The organism is Bacillus sp. FSL R5-0416 (assembly GCF_037975425.1).
In the GTDB taxonomy this organism is placed as follows: domain Bacteria; phylum Bacillota; class Bacilli; order Bacillales; family Bacillaceae; genus Bacillus; species Bacillus subtilis.
Genome location: NZ_CP150252.1, coordinates 4077051 through 4089712, shown reverse-complemented (window position 1 = coordinate 4089712; position 12662 = coordinate 4077051). Strand labels below are relative to the sequence as shown.

Sequence of the window (12662 nt, the reverse complement as noted above, 5' to 3'; positions counted from 1 at the left end):
AAACGGCACAGCGTCATGACTGTGCCGTTTTTTTATTTTTTATTTTCTTCGGCCCGTTTGATCAGCATGTCGGTGATGATATCCACCTGTTTGCTGACAGAAATCGGGTCGTACGGGTAGAACGTGTCAAAGTCATTGATAAACACGCGATTATGTTTAACAGCGTCAAGATTTTTCCAAATAGAGGAATTCTCCAGCTTGTCGAGTGTTTTGCTTTCGCCTTTCGGGTTGTAATCCGTAATGAACATATAATCTGCGGCATACTCAGGAATAACCTCTTGAGAGAGCTGTTTCATCTCTCCTTTTTTGATGACATCTTGCTCAATTTTTTCAGGCGCTTTTAACCCAAGTGCATTGTATACAGCTTGGCCGCCGCGTCCGCCATTGTCATTGAACACCCAGAATTCGCCCTTGTCTGTGTTTTCATAAATGCCGAAGGTCGCATCTTTGTCGATGACGCCGGCAATTTTCTTCTTAGCTGCTTCCGCTTTTTTGTTAAAGTCAGCCATAAAGGATTTTGCTTTGTCTTTCGCTCCGGCGATTTCTCCGAACATGCTGACTGTGTCTTCTACGTTTTTCGCTGTGTTATAAGGTATGACAACAGTCGGAGCGATTTTCTTTAATTTATCAACATTCTCTTCATTCATGACAACAATTAAGTCAGGCTGAAGCTCCATCACTTTTTCAACGCTGATTGGATCACCAACATCCTTCACATTTTTCAGCTTTGATTTTAAAAACGGATTATCAAATGACCATGAGCCTGAGCCGACCACATTGGCCCCGACAGACAGCAATTCACCGGCATAAAAATCAGTGACGATGCGTTTCGGATGTGCAGGAATGTTGACGTTCCCTTTTGGTGATTTGTATGTTCTCATTTCTGTTTTTTCGGAAGCAGAATCGCTTGAGCTCCCTTTAGAAGCCGTGCCGCTGCAAGCGCTGACAAACATGAGAAGCAGCACAAGCATGCCCACGAGCAATATGTTCTTTTTCATCAAGAACCCTCCCACTATGTATCTCAATAGATTAGTAATGATTATCATTATCAATTAATAATATAGCAAGAAACCTGTTCCCCGTCTATCACTATTTTTAAGGGAGAAAGTTTTTCCCGTTTATGGGTGACGCGGTATGCCTAATCGATTATTATAGGTAAATAGGAGGAGAAAAATATGGGAATTACAAAAAGAGGTTCCGCTTGGGAATGGCTGCATAGCTGGTGGATGCTTTTTATTTTCATGCCTTTTGCCATTACCAGTTTTTTTGCCTTTTTATTTATTGGCATCAAGGTTAGAAATAGAAAGTGGATCATGTACGGCATCATTTATTTTTTCATTTTTGCGTTTGGTTTTGTATTGCCCGATCTGCCCGGTGTTTTTATTGTGGTCCCGTTATGGGCGGTGACCATTATTCATGGATTTAAAGTGCGCCCGCTGTATTTGATTCAGCTGGATGTCTACAAAGATCATGTGGAGGCGCGGGCTTTTGCCGAGGCAAGAAGTGAAGCCGAGAGCAGATTTCATGCACCGAAACAGTCTATTCAGGATATACATATTCGCAAAGAACAGTAAGAAAAAAAGCTCAACACTCGCATTGTGTTGAGCTTTTTATATGTTACTGCTGATAGGATTGCTGCTGAAATGGCGTGTTTTGGCCGAATGGAAGTGTAGACACATTCGTATTCATGACGCTGGATTGTCCAGTAAGTTCCTGTTGCATTTGGTTGCACATGTTGACAACCTGCTGGCACTTTTGAATCGCCATGTCATGCCCGTGCAGTGCTTGCTGAATGGTATGTGCAGCTTGTTGTTCGTGGTTTAGAATCTGCTGCAGCATTTGGATGTTTTGCTGTTCCTGATGAAGCATTTGGCGATATTGCTGGCTGCTTTGCTGTGTTTGCTGAATGAGCTGCTGAGCAGTCTGGCGGCATTGATTCAGCTGCTGCAAGCCGTGTTGTGTATTATGCATGAATGATCCCTCCATGTATCGATTGACGTGAGTCGGTATTATCATGCAACCTGAATGAAAAGAAATTCTGCAAATGAGGAACTACAATTATTTTCCTCAGCCCCTCTGTCTTTGAATGAAAACGGTAAAGATTGTATACTGGGTACAAACCCTTTTTATGTAAATGTTCCGTTTTAACATATAAGAATGGCGGAAAACGAAACCCTGAGATGGGAGAATCGTATTCCGCTTTTTTTCTTTGTTTCGCTCAGAAACCGCCTTCCCCTGCAGTAAATGGGATATTCAGCCGGTTTTCTACTGTACGGAGGCGCTGATTGAGCCGGTTTAAGCGGCGTGTATGGCGTTCAACAGCCTGGCTTAGCTGATTGACCTGTTCGGCAATCCGTGCAATTTCCCGATTTTGACGGCGGTCTTCGTTTGTCAGACGGGTTAATTCTCTTGACTGCTGTTCATTTTGCCGTTCAAGTGCTGCGATTCTTCTTTCCAATGCCGGCTGTCTGTCCATTTGGTATGGATCGTATACATCCTGCTGCGGATAAGGATTGTACTCATAGTGGCTATAGTAAGGTTCCTGCTGAGGCAGCTGAGGGCTGTAATATTGATAAGGGTTCATTATGATCAATCTCCTTGTGGGTGAATTCCTTATAACTTATGTAGTCATTGGCACAGTGGCACGGCATTCGCCCAAAAAGAGGAGGAAAGGATGGTGATCCCCTTGAGAAACAAATATGGCATTTGTTTTTAATTGCTGTATGCATCATGGTATCGGGCTGCCAGCAGCAAAAAGAAGAGACGCCGTTTTATTACGGAACGTGGGATGAGGGGCTTGCCCCCGGGCCAACGGACGGCGTGAAATCAGCAACAGTCACATTTACTGAAGACGAGGTTGTGGAAACGGAAGTGATGGAAGGAAGAGGAGAGGTACAGCTGCCTTTTATGGCATACAAGGTGATTTCCCAAAGCACTGACGGGTCTATCGAGATTCAGTACCTCGGCCCCTATTATCCGCTCAAAAGCACGCTGAAAAGAGGAGAAAACGGGACATTGATATGGGAGCAAAATGGCCAGACAAAAACGATGACAAGAATCGAATCAAAGACCGGCAGGGAGGAGAAAGATGAGAAATCAAAAAGCTGAAAGACTGGTGGCAGCGGGGCTTGTTTTACATATCATTCAATGGATATTTATATTATGGGCTTTTCTCAAAGTCAAACATTTATTTAGTGACTATACGATCTATAACCCTAATGTAATCAGCGGCTCCATGCAGTCCTTATCGTTTATACAAATGATGCGCGCTATGATGTACTCAGGGGCAATCGTGAATTATGTTTTGTTTTTTGCCCTTGTATTGCTGATTTATGGCATAGTGCTTCATGCCATCCTGATCGTTCTGGAAATGGCGGCTTACGTCATGATCAGACGGAATCCATCATCTTCATGGGGGTTCTTTTTCATCGCGGCGGGTGTGAAGCTTGCCATCTTGAATATAACCGGCATTCCTTTTCTAGCTGCCGGCTTTCTGCTGATGAAACAGAAAAAAGCAGAAAACGGCGTCAAGGCAGAAAGAAAGCGGAAACCGCGCTTGCGTATCCGAAGACAAGGGCGGCGTCTAAACAGAATCCGGAGAAAACCATCTCTTCCGGTTGAATATCAAAAAGAAAAAACGATATGATGGGACTATAGCCTGAAAACGACATGAAGGAGATGCAGGATGTACAAACTAATTGCAATTGATATGGATGGAACACTTTTAAATGATCATCATGAAGTAACAGAGGAGGTCCGCGACGCCCTTCACGCGGCAAAAGCGGAAGGTGTCAAAATTGTGCTTTGCACCGGCCGGCCTATCGGGGGTGTGCAGAGATATTTAGATGAACTGAATTTAATTGAAGAAGGCGACTATGTCATTGCGTATAATGGAGCGCTTGTTCAAAATACGCATACAAATGAAGTGGTCTCGGAGCTGTCTCTCGGTTATGATGATTTGACTTCATTATATGACCTGAGCTTAGAGCTGAAGACGCCGATGCATTTCTTTGACTCATCTAATTTGTATACGCCTAACCGGGATATTAGCGAATTTACCGTATACGAATCCTATGTGACACAGGTGCCGCTTCATTTCCGCAAGATTGACGAGGTGCCAAAAGATATCCTCATCCCGAAAGTGATGTTTATTGATAAACCGGAGAACTTAAACCGCGTCATTACATCGATTCCAAAAGACGTGAGAGAAAAATATTCAATGGTCAAAAGCGCGCCTTTCTTTTATGAGATTCTGCACCCGGAAGCCAGCAAAGGAAATGCTGTACGCCAGCTGGCTCAGCTGCTTGGAATTGAACAGGCGGAAGTCATGGGCATAGGCGACAATGGGAACGACCTGACAATGATCGAATGGGCGGGCTGCGGGGTTGCCATGGCAAACGCCATCCCAGAAGTATTGGAAGCCGCAAACTTTCAAACACGCTCCAATAATGAACATGGTGTTGCGCATGCGATTCACGAGCTTGTTTTGGCTAAATAATAAAAAATCCAGCCTTCTAAAGGCTGGATTTTTTCGTTTTATTTGATGTAATGTCAATTCTTTGACGAACCGATTTGACTTTCGTTATGCTGATAAAACCAATTCGTTCACAATATGTATGATATTAATCTGAATTGAAAAGGGGACTGAACAAATGTGCACAAGTCTTACATTGGAAACTGCTGACCGTAAACATGTATTAGCGAGAACAATGGATTTTGCATTTCAGCTGGGGACAGAGGTGATTCTCTATCCGCGCCGTTACAGCTGGAAGAGTGAAGCTGACGGAAGGGCCCATCAGACACAGTACGCGTTTATCGGTATGGGGAGAAAACTTGGAAATATATTATTTGCCGACGGTGTTAATGAAAGCGGTTTATCGTGTGCTGCACTTTATTTTCCTGGCTATGCGGAGTACGAAAAAACGATACGGGAAGATACCGTTCACATTGCCCCGCATGAGTTTGTGACATGGGTGCTGTCAGTCTGTAAGTCTTTGGAAGACGTAAAAGAAAAGATTCAATCTTTAACGATTGTAGAGAAAAAATTAGATCTATTGGATACAGTTTTACCGCTTCACTGGATATTGTCAGACCGGACGGGCCGAAGCCTGACGATAGAACCAAGAGCAGACGGCCTCAAAGTCTATGATAATCAACCTGGTGTCATGACGAACAGCCCCGACTTTATATGGCATGTAACCAATCTGCAGCAATATACAGGAATCAGACCGAAGCAATTAGAGAGCAAAGAGATGGGCGGATTAGCCCTTTCCGCTTTTGGCCAAGGCTTAGGAACTGTTGGTCTGCCGGGGGATTACACACCGCCTTCCCGGTTTGTCAGAGCTGTTTATTTGAAAGAACACCTAGAGCCGGCGGCCGATGAAACGAAAGGTGTAACAGCCGCTTTTCACATTTTGGCAAATATGACGATACCAAAGGGCGCAGTGATAACGGAAGAAGACGAAACTCATTATACGCAATATACTTCCGTGATGTGCAACGAAACTGGAAACTACTATTTCCACCACTATGACAATCGGCAAATCCAAAAAGTGAGTTTATTTCATGAAGACCTAGACCGCCTTGAGCCTAAAGAGTTTTCTGCTAAAGCAGAAGAGAGTATTCATGAGCTTAATTAATTCACATCAATCAGCTGATTCCGGTTTGAATATCTGGAGTCAGCTGTTTTTTTATACAATCGTTACGGCGTCTGAATGGATAGGCGGTTTGCAAAAGCGAAGAAAAGGCAAAGGAAATGGCGAAATCTTATATAAAATTCTTGGATGAAAACTGAGTCTTTGCTTCATTAGACTCAGTTTTCTTGCCAATATAGAGGTTGCACTAGTTGAATGAATCAATGCCGTTCCACCATCATGGTCACGCAAGGGTCTCTTCGCTTGAATAGAAAAAATTATCTTAACTCATTGACAAACGTCCAAGACAAAGGTACATTTTGATTTATTCATATTAAACGACTAGGAATATAGGAGTTTATTTTTCGGATTATTCAGCCTAAAAACATGATAAAAGGAGTATCGTCATGACAAGCAAAAAGAAACAAATCAAATTAGGGGTATTTTTAGCAGGTACAGGCCATCATGTTGCGTCTTGGCGGCACCCGGACGCGCCGTCAGATGCGAGCATGAATTTGGATTATTTTAAAGAGCTTGCGAAAACAGCGGAGCGGGGCAAGCTGGATATGCTGTTTTTAGCGGACAGCCTTTCTATTGACAGCAAATCACATCCAAATGTATTAACAAGGTTTGAGCCATTCACCCTGCTCTCTGCTTTGGCGCAGGTCACATCAAAAATCGGACTGACAGCAACAGCCTCCACTACATACAGCGAGCCATTCCATATTGCCAGACAGTTTGCGTCATTGGATCATCTCTCCAATGGCCGTGCCGGATGGAACGTCGTCACTTCATCTATTGAATCAACAGCGCTGAATTTCAGCGGTGAAAAGCACCCTGAACACCATTTGCGCTATCAGCGGGCAGAGGAATTTGTCGAGGTTGTAAAGGGGCTTTGGGATTCATGGGAAGAGGACGCCTTTATCCGTAATAAAGAAACGGGTGAATTCTTTGACAAAGAAAAAATGCACGAGCTGAACCACAAAGGAGAATATTTCTCGGTTCGCGGACCTCTGAACGTTTCAAGAACGCCGCAGGGCCAGCCGGTCATTATCCAGGCAGGATCATCAGGAGACGGAAAAGCGCTGGCTGCCAGAACAGCAGAAGTGATCTTCACAGCACAAAACCACCTGGAATCAGCTCAAGAATTTTATCAATCCATTAAAGAACAGGCTGCGGAATTCGGACGTGATCCAGAAAAAATTGCCATCATGCCGGGTATTTTCCCAATCATTGCCGATACAGAAGAAGCAGCGCAAGCCAAATACAAGGAGCTTCAAGATCTGATTATCCCATCTGTCGGTCTGCAAATTCTCCAAAATTACTTAGGCGGAATTGATTTGTCGGCATATCCGCTTGATGGGCCGCTGCCGAAGCTTGACGCAGAAGCTTCCAATGCGGTGAAGAGCCGCTTCAAGCTTGTTCAGGAGATGGCTGAACGTGACAATATGACGATACGAGAGCTTTACAAATACGTTGCAGGCTCCAGAGGCCACCATATCTTCGTCGGCACGCCGGAGCAGCTCGCCGACAAGATGCAGGAATGGGTGGATACGAAAGCGTGTGACGGGTTTAACATCATGCCTCCGCTTCTTCCAGAAGGAATTGAAGTGTTTGTTGATCAAGTGGTTCCGATTTTACAGGAGCGCGGCGTGTTCAGAAAAGAATATGAAGGCACAACATTACGAGAGCATTTCGGTTTGGAAAAGCCGGTAAACCGCTATGCAAAGTAAGGAGGAACGCTAGATGAAGCCACGATACCGCCTTGCAGTTGAACGTGATGCCGAACAGCTTCTCGAGCTGACATTGCGGGCTTATGAACCGATTCGAAAGCTCGGCATTCGTTTTGCTGCCGCTCATGCGGATTTGGATTTGGTGCTGAAAAATATTCGGGAAAATGCTTGCTACGTCATGGAAGAAGACGGGCGGGTCATCGCGACCATCACCTTGAGAATGCCTTGGGGAAAACAGCCGGGACCGTATGGCGTTCCGCATATCTGGTGGTTTGCTGTGGACCCCGACACCGGAAAAAAAGGAATCGGAACAAAGCTGCTTCAATGGCTGGAGGAAACAATCCTTCGCGATACGTTAAAGGTTCCGTTTGTCTCACTCGGAACAGCGGATAAGCATCCGTGGCTGATTGAGATGTACGAACGAAAAGGATATGTCCGCTCAGGTGAACAAGACCTTGGAAAAGGGCATATCACAGTCTATATGAAAAAACAATTGCGACATGATCTATAAAAATAGAAAAGGCGGGAAAATCAAATGAAGATGAAAAAATGGACAGTGCTGGTCGTTGCTGCATTATTAGCGGTGCTCTCAGCTTGCGGCAATGGAAACAGCAGCAGTAAAGAGGATGACAATGTGCTTCATGTCGGTGCGACAGGACAAAGTTACCCATTTGCTTATAAAGAAAACGGAAAGCTGACAGGTTTTGACGTGGAAGTGATGGAAGCAGTCGCTAAGAAAATTGACATGAAACTGGACTGGAAGCTGCTTGAATTCAGCGGGCTGATGGGAGAACTTCAAACAGGCAAGCTTGACACCATTTCCAACCAGGTAGCTGTGACAGACGAACGTAAGGAAACGTATAACTTTACGAAACCATACGCTTATGCGGGAACACAGATTGTCGTCAAAAAAGACAATACAGACATCAAATCAGTAGACGATTTAAAAGGCAAGACAGTCGCAGCCGTTCTCGGTTCAAACCACGCGAAAAACCTTGAAAGCAAAGATCCTGATAAAAAAATCAATATCAAAACGTACGAAACACAAGAGGGTACGCTGAAGGATGTTGCGTACGGCCGTGTAGACGCTTATGTCAACAGCCGAACTGTATTGATCGCGCAAATCAAGAAGACCGGTTTGCCATTAAAGCTTGCAGGAGATCCGATTGTTTACGAACAGGTTGCATTCCCATTTGCCAAGGACGATGCGCACGACAAGCTCCGCAAAAAAGTCAATAAGGCCCTAGATGAATTGCGTAAAGACGGAACACTGAAAAAACTCTCTGAAAAATACTTTAATGAAGATATCACAGTAGAACAGAAGCATTAAGAAACGGCGGTGAATCACCAGAATGAACACGATTGATTGGGAATTCATGATATCAGCGTTCCCGACTTTAATTCAGGCCCTTCCGATCACGTTGTTTATGGCCATAGCAGCTATGATCTTTGCCATTATCGGAGGACTTATTCTCGCACTCATTACAAAAAACAAAATTCCAGTGCTTCATCAGTTGTCAAAGCTGTATATATCCTTTTTCCGAGGCGTGCCGACACTTGTACAGCTGTTCTTAATCTATTACGGGCTGCCGCAGCTGTTTCCAGAGATGAGCAAAATGACAGCTCTCACAGCCGCTATCATCGGGTTAAGCTTGAAAAATGCAGCATATTTGGCAGAAATCTTCCGGGCTGCCCTCAATTCTGTTGATGACGGGCAGCTGGAGGCGTGCCTGTCTGTCGGTATGACAAAATTTCAGGCATACAGACGGATTATTTTGCCGCAAGCGATCCGAAATGCGATCCCGGCAACGGGCAATACATTTATCGGGCTCCTGAAAGAAACGTCACTGGCCTTTACATTAGGGGTCATGGAGATGTTCGCCCAAGGGAAGATGTACGCTTCAGGAAACCTCAAATATTTTGAAACGTACTTGGCGGTTGCGATCGTCTATTGGGTTCTTACCATGATCTACAGCATGTTGCAGGACTTGTTTGAACGTGCCATGAGCAAGCCATACCGGACTTAGAGGTGAAATCAGTTGATAACAGTAAAAAATATTCGCAAAGCGTTTAAAGATCTCGTCGTGCTCGACGGAATCGATCTAGAAGTGAAACGCGGAGAAGTGGTGGCAATCATCGGTCCGTCCGGTTCCGGAAAATCAACGCTTCTCCGGTGCTTAAATCTATTAGAGCGTCCGGATCAAGGCCTTATTGAAATCGGAGAAGTCAAACTGAACGCGGAAAAGTTTACACGCAAGGAAGCACATCGGCTTCGCCAGCAAACGGCCATGGTCTTTCAAAACTACAATCTGTTTAAAAATAAAACGGCTCTGCAAAACATTACAGAAGCTTTAATTGTGGCTCAACATAAACCACGCGACGAAGCGAAACGTATTGGAATGGAGATTCTGAAACAAGTCGGTCTGGAGCATAAGGCTGACAGCTATCCGATCACAATGTCCGGCGGCCAGCAGCAGCGAATCGGCATCGCCCGGGCGCTTGCGGTCAATCCGCATGCGATTTTGCTGGATGAACCAACTTCAGCGCTTGACCCTGAGCTCGTCACAGGGGTGCTTCAGGTCATCAAGTCCATTGCGGAAAAGCAAACAACGATGATCATTGTTACACACGAAATGGCGTTTGCAAAAGAGGTCGCTGATAAAGTGATTTTTATGGCAGACGGCCATATTATCGAGCAGGGAACGCCAAAAGAACTGTTTGACCATCCGAAAAACGAACGGACGAAACGATTTATCAAGCAGGTGGGAGAGCCTGCAGAGCTTATATAAGAAGGGGAGAAGAACAATGGCCGACAAAGCGTTTCATACCCGTTTAATCAATATGCGGCGTGATCTTCATGAACATCCTGAGCTGTCATTTCAAGAGGTTGAAACGACGAAAAAAATCCGCCGCTGGCTTGAGGAGGAGCAAATCGAAATACTTGATGTTCCTCAATTGAAGACTGGCGTGATTGCAGAAATCAAAGGACGGGAAGACGGCCCCGTGATAGCAATACGAGCGGATATTGACGCGCTCCCGATCCAAGAACAGACGAATCTCCCGTTTGCATCTAAGGTTGATGGCACAATGCATGCGTGCGGACACGATTTTCATACTGCTTCTATTATTGGCACAGCGATGTTGCTGAATCAAAGAAGGGCCGAGCTGAAAGGTACAGTCCGCTTTATCTTTCAGCCGGCAGAAGAAATTGCCGCAGGAGCAAGAAAGGTTCTAGAAGCTGGCGTACTTAATGACGTTTCCGCGATTTTCGGCATGCACAATAAGCCGGATCTGCCTGTCGGGACCATTGGTGTAAAGGAAGGTCCGCTCATGGCAAGTGTTGACCGGTTTGAGATCGTCATCAAAGGGAAAGGCGGACACGCCGGCATCCCGAATAACAGTATTGATCCAATCGCTGCAGCCGGACAAATCATCAGCGGACTGCAATCTGTGGTCAGCCGCAATATCAGCTCACTGCAAAACGCAGTCGTAAGTATCACAAGAGTACAGGCGGGCACGTCGTGGAACGTGATTCCAGACCAAGCTGAAATGGAGGGGACGGTTCGAACCTTTCAAAAAGAAGCGAGGCAGGCTGTTCCGGAGCATATGAGACGAGTGGCTGAAGGAATTGCAGCGGGCTATGGGGCACAAGCAGAATTCAAGTGGTTTCCTTATTTGCCTTCCGTTCAGAATGACGGCACATTTTTGAATGCGGCATCCGAAGCTGCGGCACGGCTTGGCTATCAAACCGTTCACGCTGAGCAGTCTCCGGGCGGAGAAGACTTCGCTCTGTATCAAGAGAAGATTCCGGGATTTTTTGTCTGGATGGGAACGAACGGGACGGAGGAGTGGCATCATCCGGCCTTTACACTGGATGAAGAAGCCCTTACGGTTGCCTCTCAATACTTTGCGGAGCTGGCGGTTATTGTATTGGAGACCATCAAATGAGCAAACAAGGGCTGACAGCAGGTCTTGCAGCGGCTGTGAGAACGTCACAACCTGAGCATTCAGTTGACGCGATTCACGAAGCAAAAAAGGGATTACTTGATTTTACTGCCGCTTCATTCGCAGGAAGAGAAGATAAAGGAATTCAAAAGCTCCTCCGTCTGATAGAGGATGAAGGAGGCCGGCCCCATGTTCCTGTTATCGGACAGGGCAAAAAGGCCGCGCCATTACAATCCGCGATGCTCAATGGATTTATCGCCCATGCATTGGATTTTGATGATGTCCACTCCGATGTAAGAGGACACCCCAGTGCCGTCATCGTACCGGCCCTTATTGCATCTGCCGCTCGCGGACATGACGAGCGGCTTCTTGGCGCTTATATTGTTGGTGTTGAAGTGATGGCACGGCTGGGAGAATCAATTGGCAGCCGCCACTATGAAAAGGGCTGGCATAATACAGGAACGCTTGGTGCCATCGCTGCTGCCTGCGCCGTAGGTTATGCTGAGGCGCTGACTCAGGAAGAGCTGGAAAAAGCAATTGGTTTTGCGGCTACACAATCTGCTGGGATGAGGGTGCAATTTGGAACAGAAATGAAACCACTGCACGCCGGTTTGGCGGCTCAGGCTGGCTTGCTGGCCGTTAAGCTGGCCCAATCAGAATTTGGCGGGTCCCGCACGGCACTTGATGGAGAAACTGGTTTCTTCAGTCTGTACGGTGACGTTGAAAAAGCACAACATACTTTGCTAAACGATTGGGGGGCACCGTGGAGAATTGTGCAGCCGGGTCTATGGTTTAAAATCTATCCATTTTGTTCCGCGGCACACCATGCTGCAGATGCGGTACGACAGCTTATCTCCGAAGAAACCATTTCTGCTGCCAATACCGAACGTATTGAAGTGATATTTCCGCCAGGCGGAGATGCTGCATTGACGGAAAGATCTCCAAAAACTGGAGAGGAAGGCCGTTTCAGCGTTGAATATGTGATTGCTCTTGCTTTGCATGGACACGGCCTGACCGTTGAACATTTCAGCAGCCAGCCGATCCCAAGCGGGGTTCAAACGACAATGGGGCGAATTCAGCGCGTATATGACAATGCTATTCAGCCGGCTCCTCATGCCGTTCCAAAAGGCCGTTTCACGATTGTCCGGGCCTATTTATCAGACGGCCGGATTTGCGAAGCGCGTGTGGACTGCCCAAAAGGGGCGCCAGGAAATGAGCTGTCTGAAGAAGACTTAAAAGAAAAATTGACATTAACGGTCCCGCAAGAAAAAGCGCGGAGAATCATAACAGCCGTTGAAAAAGCCGATATAAAAGAATTTTTAGCTCATATTGAATAAGATCAACTCTATTC

The 12662-nt window shown here is 45.9% G+C and carries 14 protein-coding genes and 2 pseudogenes; 13 read left to right on the top strand and 3 right to left on the bottom strand.

Going from position 1 to position 12662, the window contains the following annotated elements; all coding sequences use genetic code 11:
- Positions 1-32: 32 nt before the first annotated feature.
- Positions 33-998, bottom strand: coding sequence for an iron-hydroxamate ABC transporter substrate-binding protein (locus NYE20_RS21545; RefSeq protein WP_015250857.1), 966 nt, complete (start codon positions 996-998; stop codon positions 33-35).
- A 177-nt stretch (positions 999-1175) separates the two neighbouring features.
- Between NYE20_RS21545 and NYE20_RS21540 the strand changes: the two genes are divergently transcribed.
- Positions 1176-1574, top strand: a complete 399-nt coding sequence (locus tag NYE20_RS21540) for a hypothetical protein (protein WP_003227087.1) — start codon at positions 1176-1178, stop codon at positions 1572-1574.
- A gap of 43 nt (positions 1575-1617) precedes the next feature.
- Here the strand turns inward: NYE20_RS21540 and NYE20_RS21535 are convergent, their stop codons facing one another.
- Positions 1618-1971 carry a hypothetical protein gene (locus NYE20_RS21535; protein WP_003236356.1) on the bottom strand — a complete coding sequence of 118 codons (354 nt, stop codon included), beginning with the start codon at positions 1969-1971 and terminating at the stop codon, positions 1618-1620.
- A 247-nt stretch (positions 1972-2218) separates the two neighbouring features.
- Entirely contained in the window at positions 2219-2584 is a 366-nt protein-coding gene (gene cotNE / locus NYE20_RS21530) for an inner spore coat protein CotNE (RefSeq protein ID WP_003227093.1), read from the bottom strand.
- 90 nt (positions 2585-2674) lie between these two features.
- On the opposite strand from cotNE, the pseudogene NYE20_RS21525 reads away from it, so the two are divergent.
- From NYE20_RS21525 to NYE20_RS21470, 12 genes and pseudogenes are all read left to right on the top strand, one after another.
- Positions 2675-3108 (top strand): annotated as a pseudogene (locus NYE20_RS21525) (DUF3255 family protein).
- Positions 3089-3646 (top strand): hypothetical protein, encoded by a 558-nt coding sequence (locus tag NYE20_RS21520; RefSeq protein ID WP_003242636.1) that lies wholly within the window; start codon positions 3089-3091, stop codon positions 3644-3646. Before NYE20_RS21525 ends, NYE20_RS21520 begins: the two are co-directional and overlap by 20 nt.
- 39 nt (positions 3647-3685) lie before the next feature.
- Positions 3686-4498 carry a sugar-phosphatase gene (gene yidA, locus NYE20_RS21515; RefSeq protein WP_103804021.1) on the top strand — a complete coding sequence of 271 codons (813 nt, stop codon included), beginning with the start codon at positions 3686-3688 and terminating at the stop codon, positions 4496-4498.
- Between the two features lie 154 nt (positions 4499-4652).
- Entirely contained in the window at positions 4653-5639 is a 987-nt protein-coding gene (gene yxeI, locus NYE20_RS21510; protein ID WP_161621104.1) for a penicillin V amidase, read from the top strand.
- Positions 5626-5853 (top strand): annotated as a pseudogene (locus NYE20_RS21505) (hypothetical protein). The gene yxeI and the pseudogene NYE20_RS21505 overlap by 14 nt, the downstream one beginning before the upstream one ends.
- Positions 5854-6040: 187 nt before the next feature.
- Positions 6041-7366 carry an LLM class flavin-dependent oxidoreductase gene (locus tag NYE20_RS21500; protein WP_339184068.1) on the top strand — a complete coding sequence of 442 codons (1326 nt, stop codon included), beginning with the start codon at positions 6041-6043 and terminating at the stop codon, positions 7364-7366.
- A 13-nt stretch (positions 7367-7379) separates the two neighbouring features.
- Complete coding sequence (snaB, locus tag NYE20_RS21495) at positions 7380-7877, top strand: sulfur-containing aminoacid acetyltransferase SnaB (RefSeq protein ID WP_021481018.1); 498 nt, start codon at positions 7380-7382, stop codon at positions 7875-7877.
- Between the two features lie 24 nt (positions 7878-7901).
- A complete protein-coding gene (locus tag NYE20_RS21490) occupies positions 7902-8696 on the top strand; it encodes an amino acid ABC transporter substrate-binding protein (protein ID WP_003227109.1) in 795 nt (264 codons plus the stop codon).
- Between the two features lie 22 nt (positions 8697-8718).
- Positions 8719-9393: an amino acid ABC transporter permease gene (locus NYE20_RS21485; protein ID WP_003227111.1), complete on the top strand. Its 675-nt coding sequence runs from the start codon at positions 8719-8721 to the stop codon at positions 9391-9393.
- A 12-nt stretch (positions 9394-9405) separates the two neighbouring features.
- Complete coding sequence (locus tag NYE20_RS21480; RefSeq protein WP_339184063.1) at positions 9406-10155, top strand: amino acid ABC transporter ATP-binding protein; 750 nt, start codon at positions 9406-9408, stop codon at positions 10153-10155.
- Positions 10156-10171: 16 nt separating this feature from the next.
- On the top strand, positions 10172-11314 hold the full coding sequence (sndB, locus tag NYE20_RS21475) for an N-acetyl-sulfur-metabolite deacetylase SndB (protein ID WP_134983158.1): 1143 nt from the start codon (positions 10172-10174) through the stop codon (positions 11312-11314).
- Positions 11311-12648 (top strand): MmgE/PrpD family protein, encoded by a 1338-nt coding sequence (locus NYE20_RS21470; RefSeq protein WP_339184061.1) that lies wholly within the window; start codon positions 11311-11313, stop codon positions 12646-12648. Before sndB ends, NYE20_RS21470 begins: the two co-directional genes overlap by 4 nt.
- Positions 12649-12662 lie beyond the last annotated feature (14 nt).

Excerpts from the sequence above, each read along its gene's own strand:
- NYE20_RS21485 (WP_003227111.1), top strand. The coding sequence starts at position 8,719 with ATGAACACGATTGATTGGGAATTCATGATATCAGCGTTCCCGACTTTA.
- yxeI (WP_161621104.1), top strand. The coding sequence starts at position 4,653 with ATGTGCACAAGTCTTACATTGGAAACTGCTGACCGTAAACATGTATTA.
- NYE20_RS21490 (WP_003227109.1), top strand. The coding sequence starts at position 7,902 with ATGAAGATGAAAAAATGGACAGTGCTGGTCGTTGCTGCATTATTAGCG.
- NYE20_RS21520 (WP_003242636.1), top strand. The coding sequence starts at position 3,089 with ATGAGAAATCAAAAAGCTGAAAGACTGGTGGCAGCGGGGCTTGTTTTA.
- snaB (WP_021481018.1), top strand. The coding sequence starts at position 7,380 with ATGAAGCCACGATACCGCCTTGCAGTTGAACGTGATGCCGAACAGCTT.
- NYE20_RS21540 (WP_003227087.1), top strand. The coding sequence starts at position 1,176 with ATGGGAATTACAAAAAGAGGTTCCGCTTGGGAATGGCTGCATAGCTGG.
- NYE20_RS21470 (WP_339184061.1), top strand. The coding sequence starts at position 11,311 with ATGAGCAAACAAGGGCTGACAGCAGGTCTTGCAGCGGCTGTGAGAACG.
- sndB (WP_134983158.1), top strand. The coding sequence starts at position 10,172 with ATGGCCGACAAAGCGTTTCATACCCGTTTAATCAATATGCGGCGTGAT.
- cotNE (WP_003227093.1), bottom strand. The coding sequence starts at position 2,584 with ATGAACCCTTATCAATATTACAGCCCTCAGCTGCCTCAGCAGGAACCT.
- NYE20_RS21535 (WP_003236356.1), bottom strand. The coding sequence starts at position 1,971 with ATGCATAATACACAACACGGCTTGCAGCAGCTGAATCAATGCCGCCAG.
- NYE20_RS21545 (WP_015250857.1), bottom strand. The coding sequence starts at position 998 with ATGAAAAAGAACATATTGCTCGTGGGCATGCTTGTGCTGCTTCTCATG.
- yidA (WP_103804021.1), top strand. The coding sequence starts at position 3,686 with ATGTACAAACTAATTGCAATTGATATGGATGGAACACTTTTAAATGAT.
- NYE20_RS21500 (WP_339184068.1), top strand. The coding sequence starts at position 6,041 with ATGACAAGCAAAAAGAAACAAATCAAATTAGGGGTATTTTTAGCAGGT.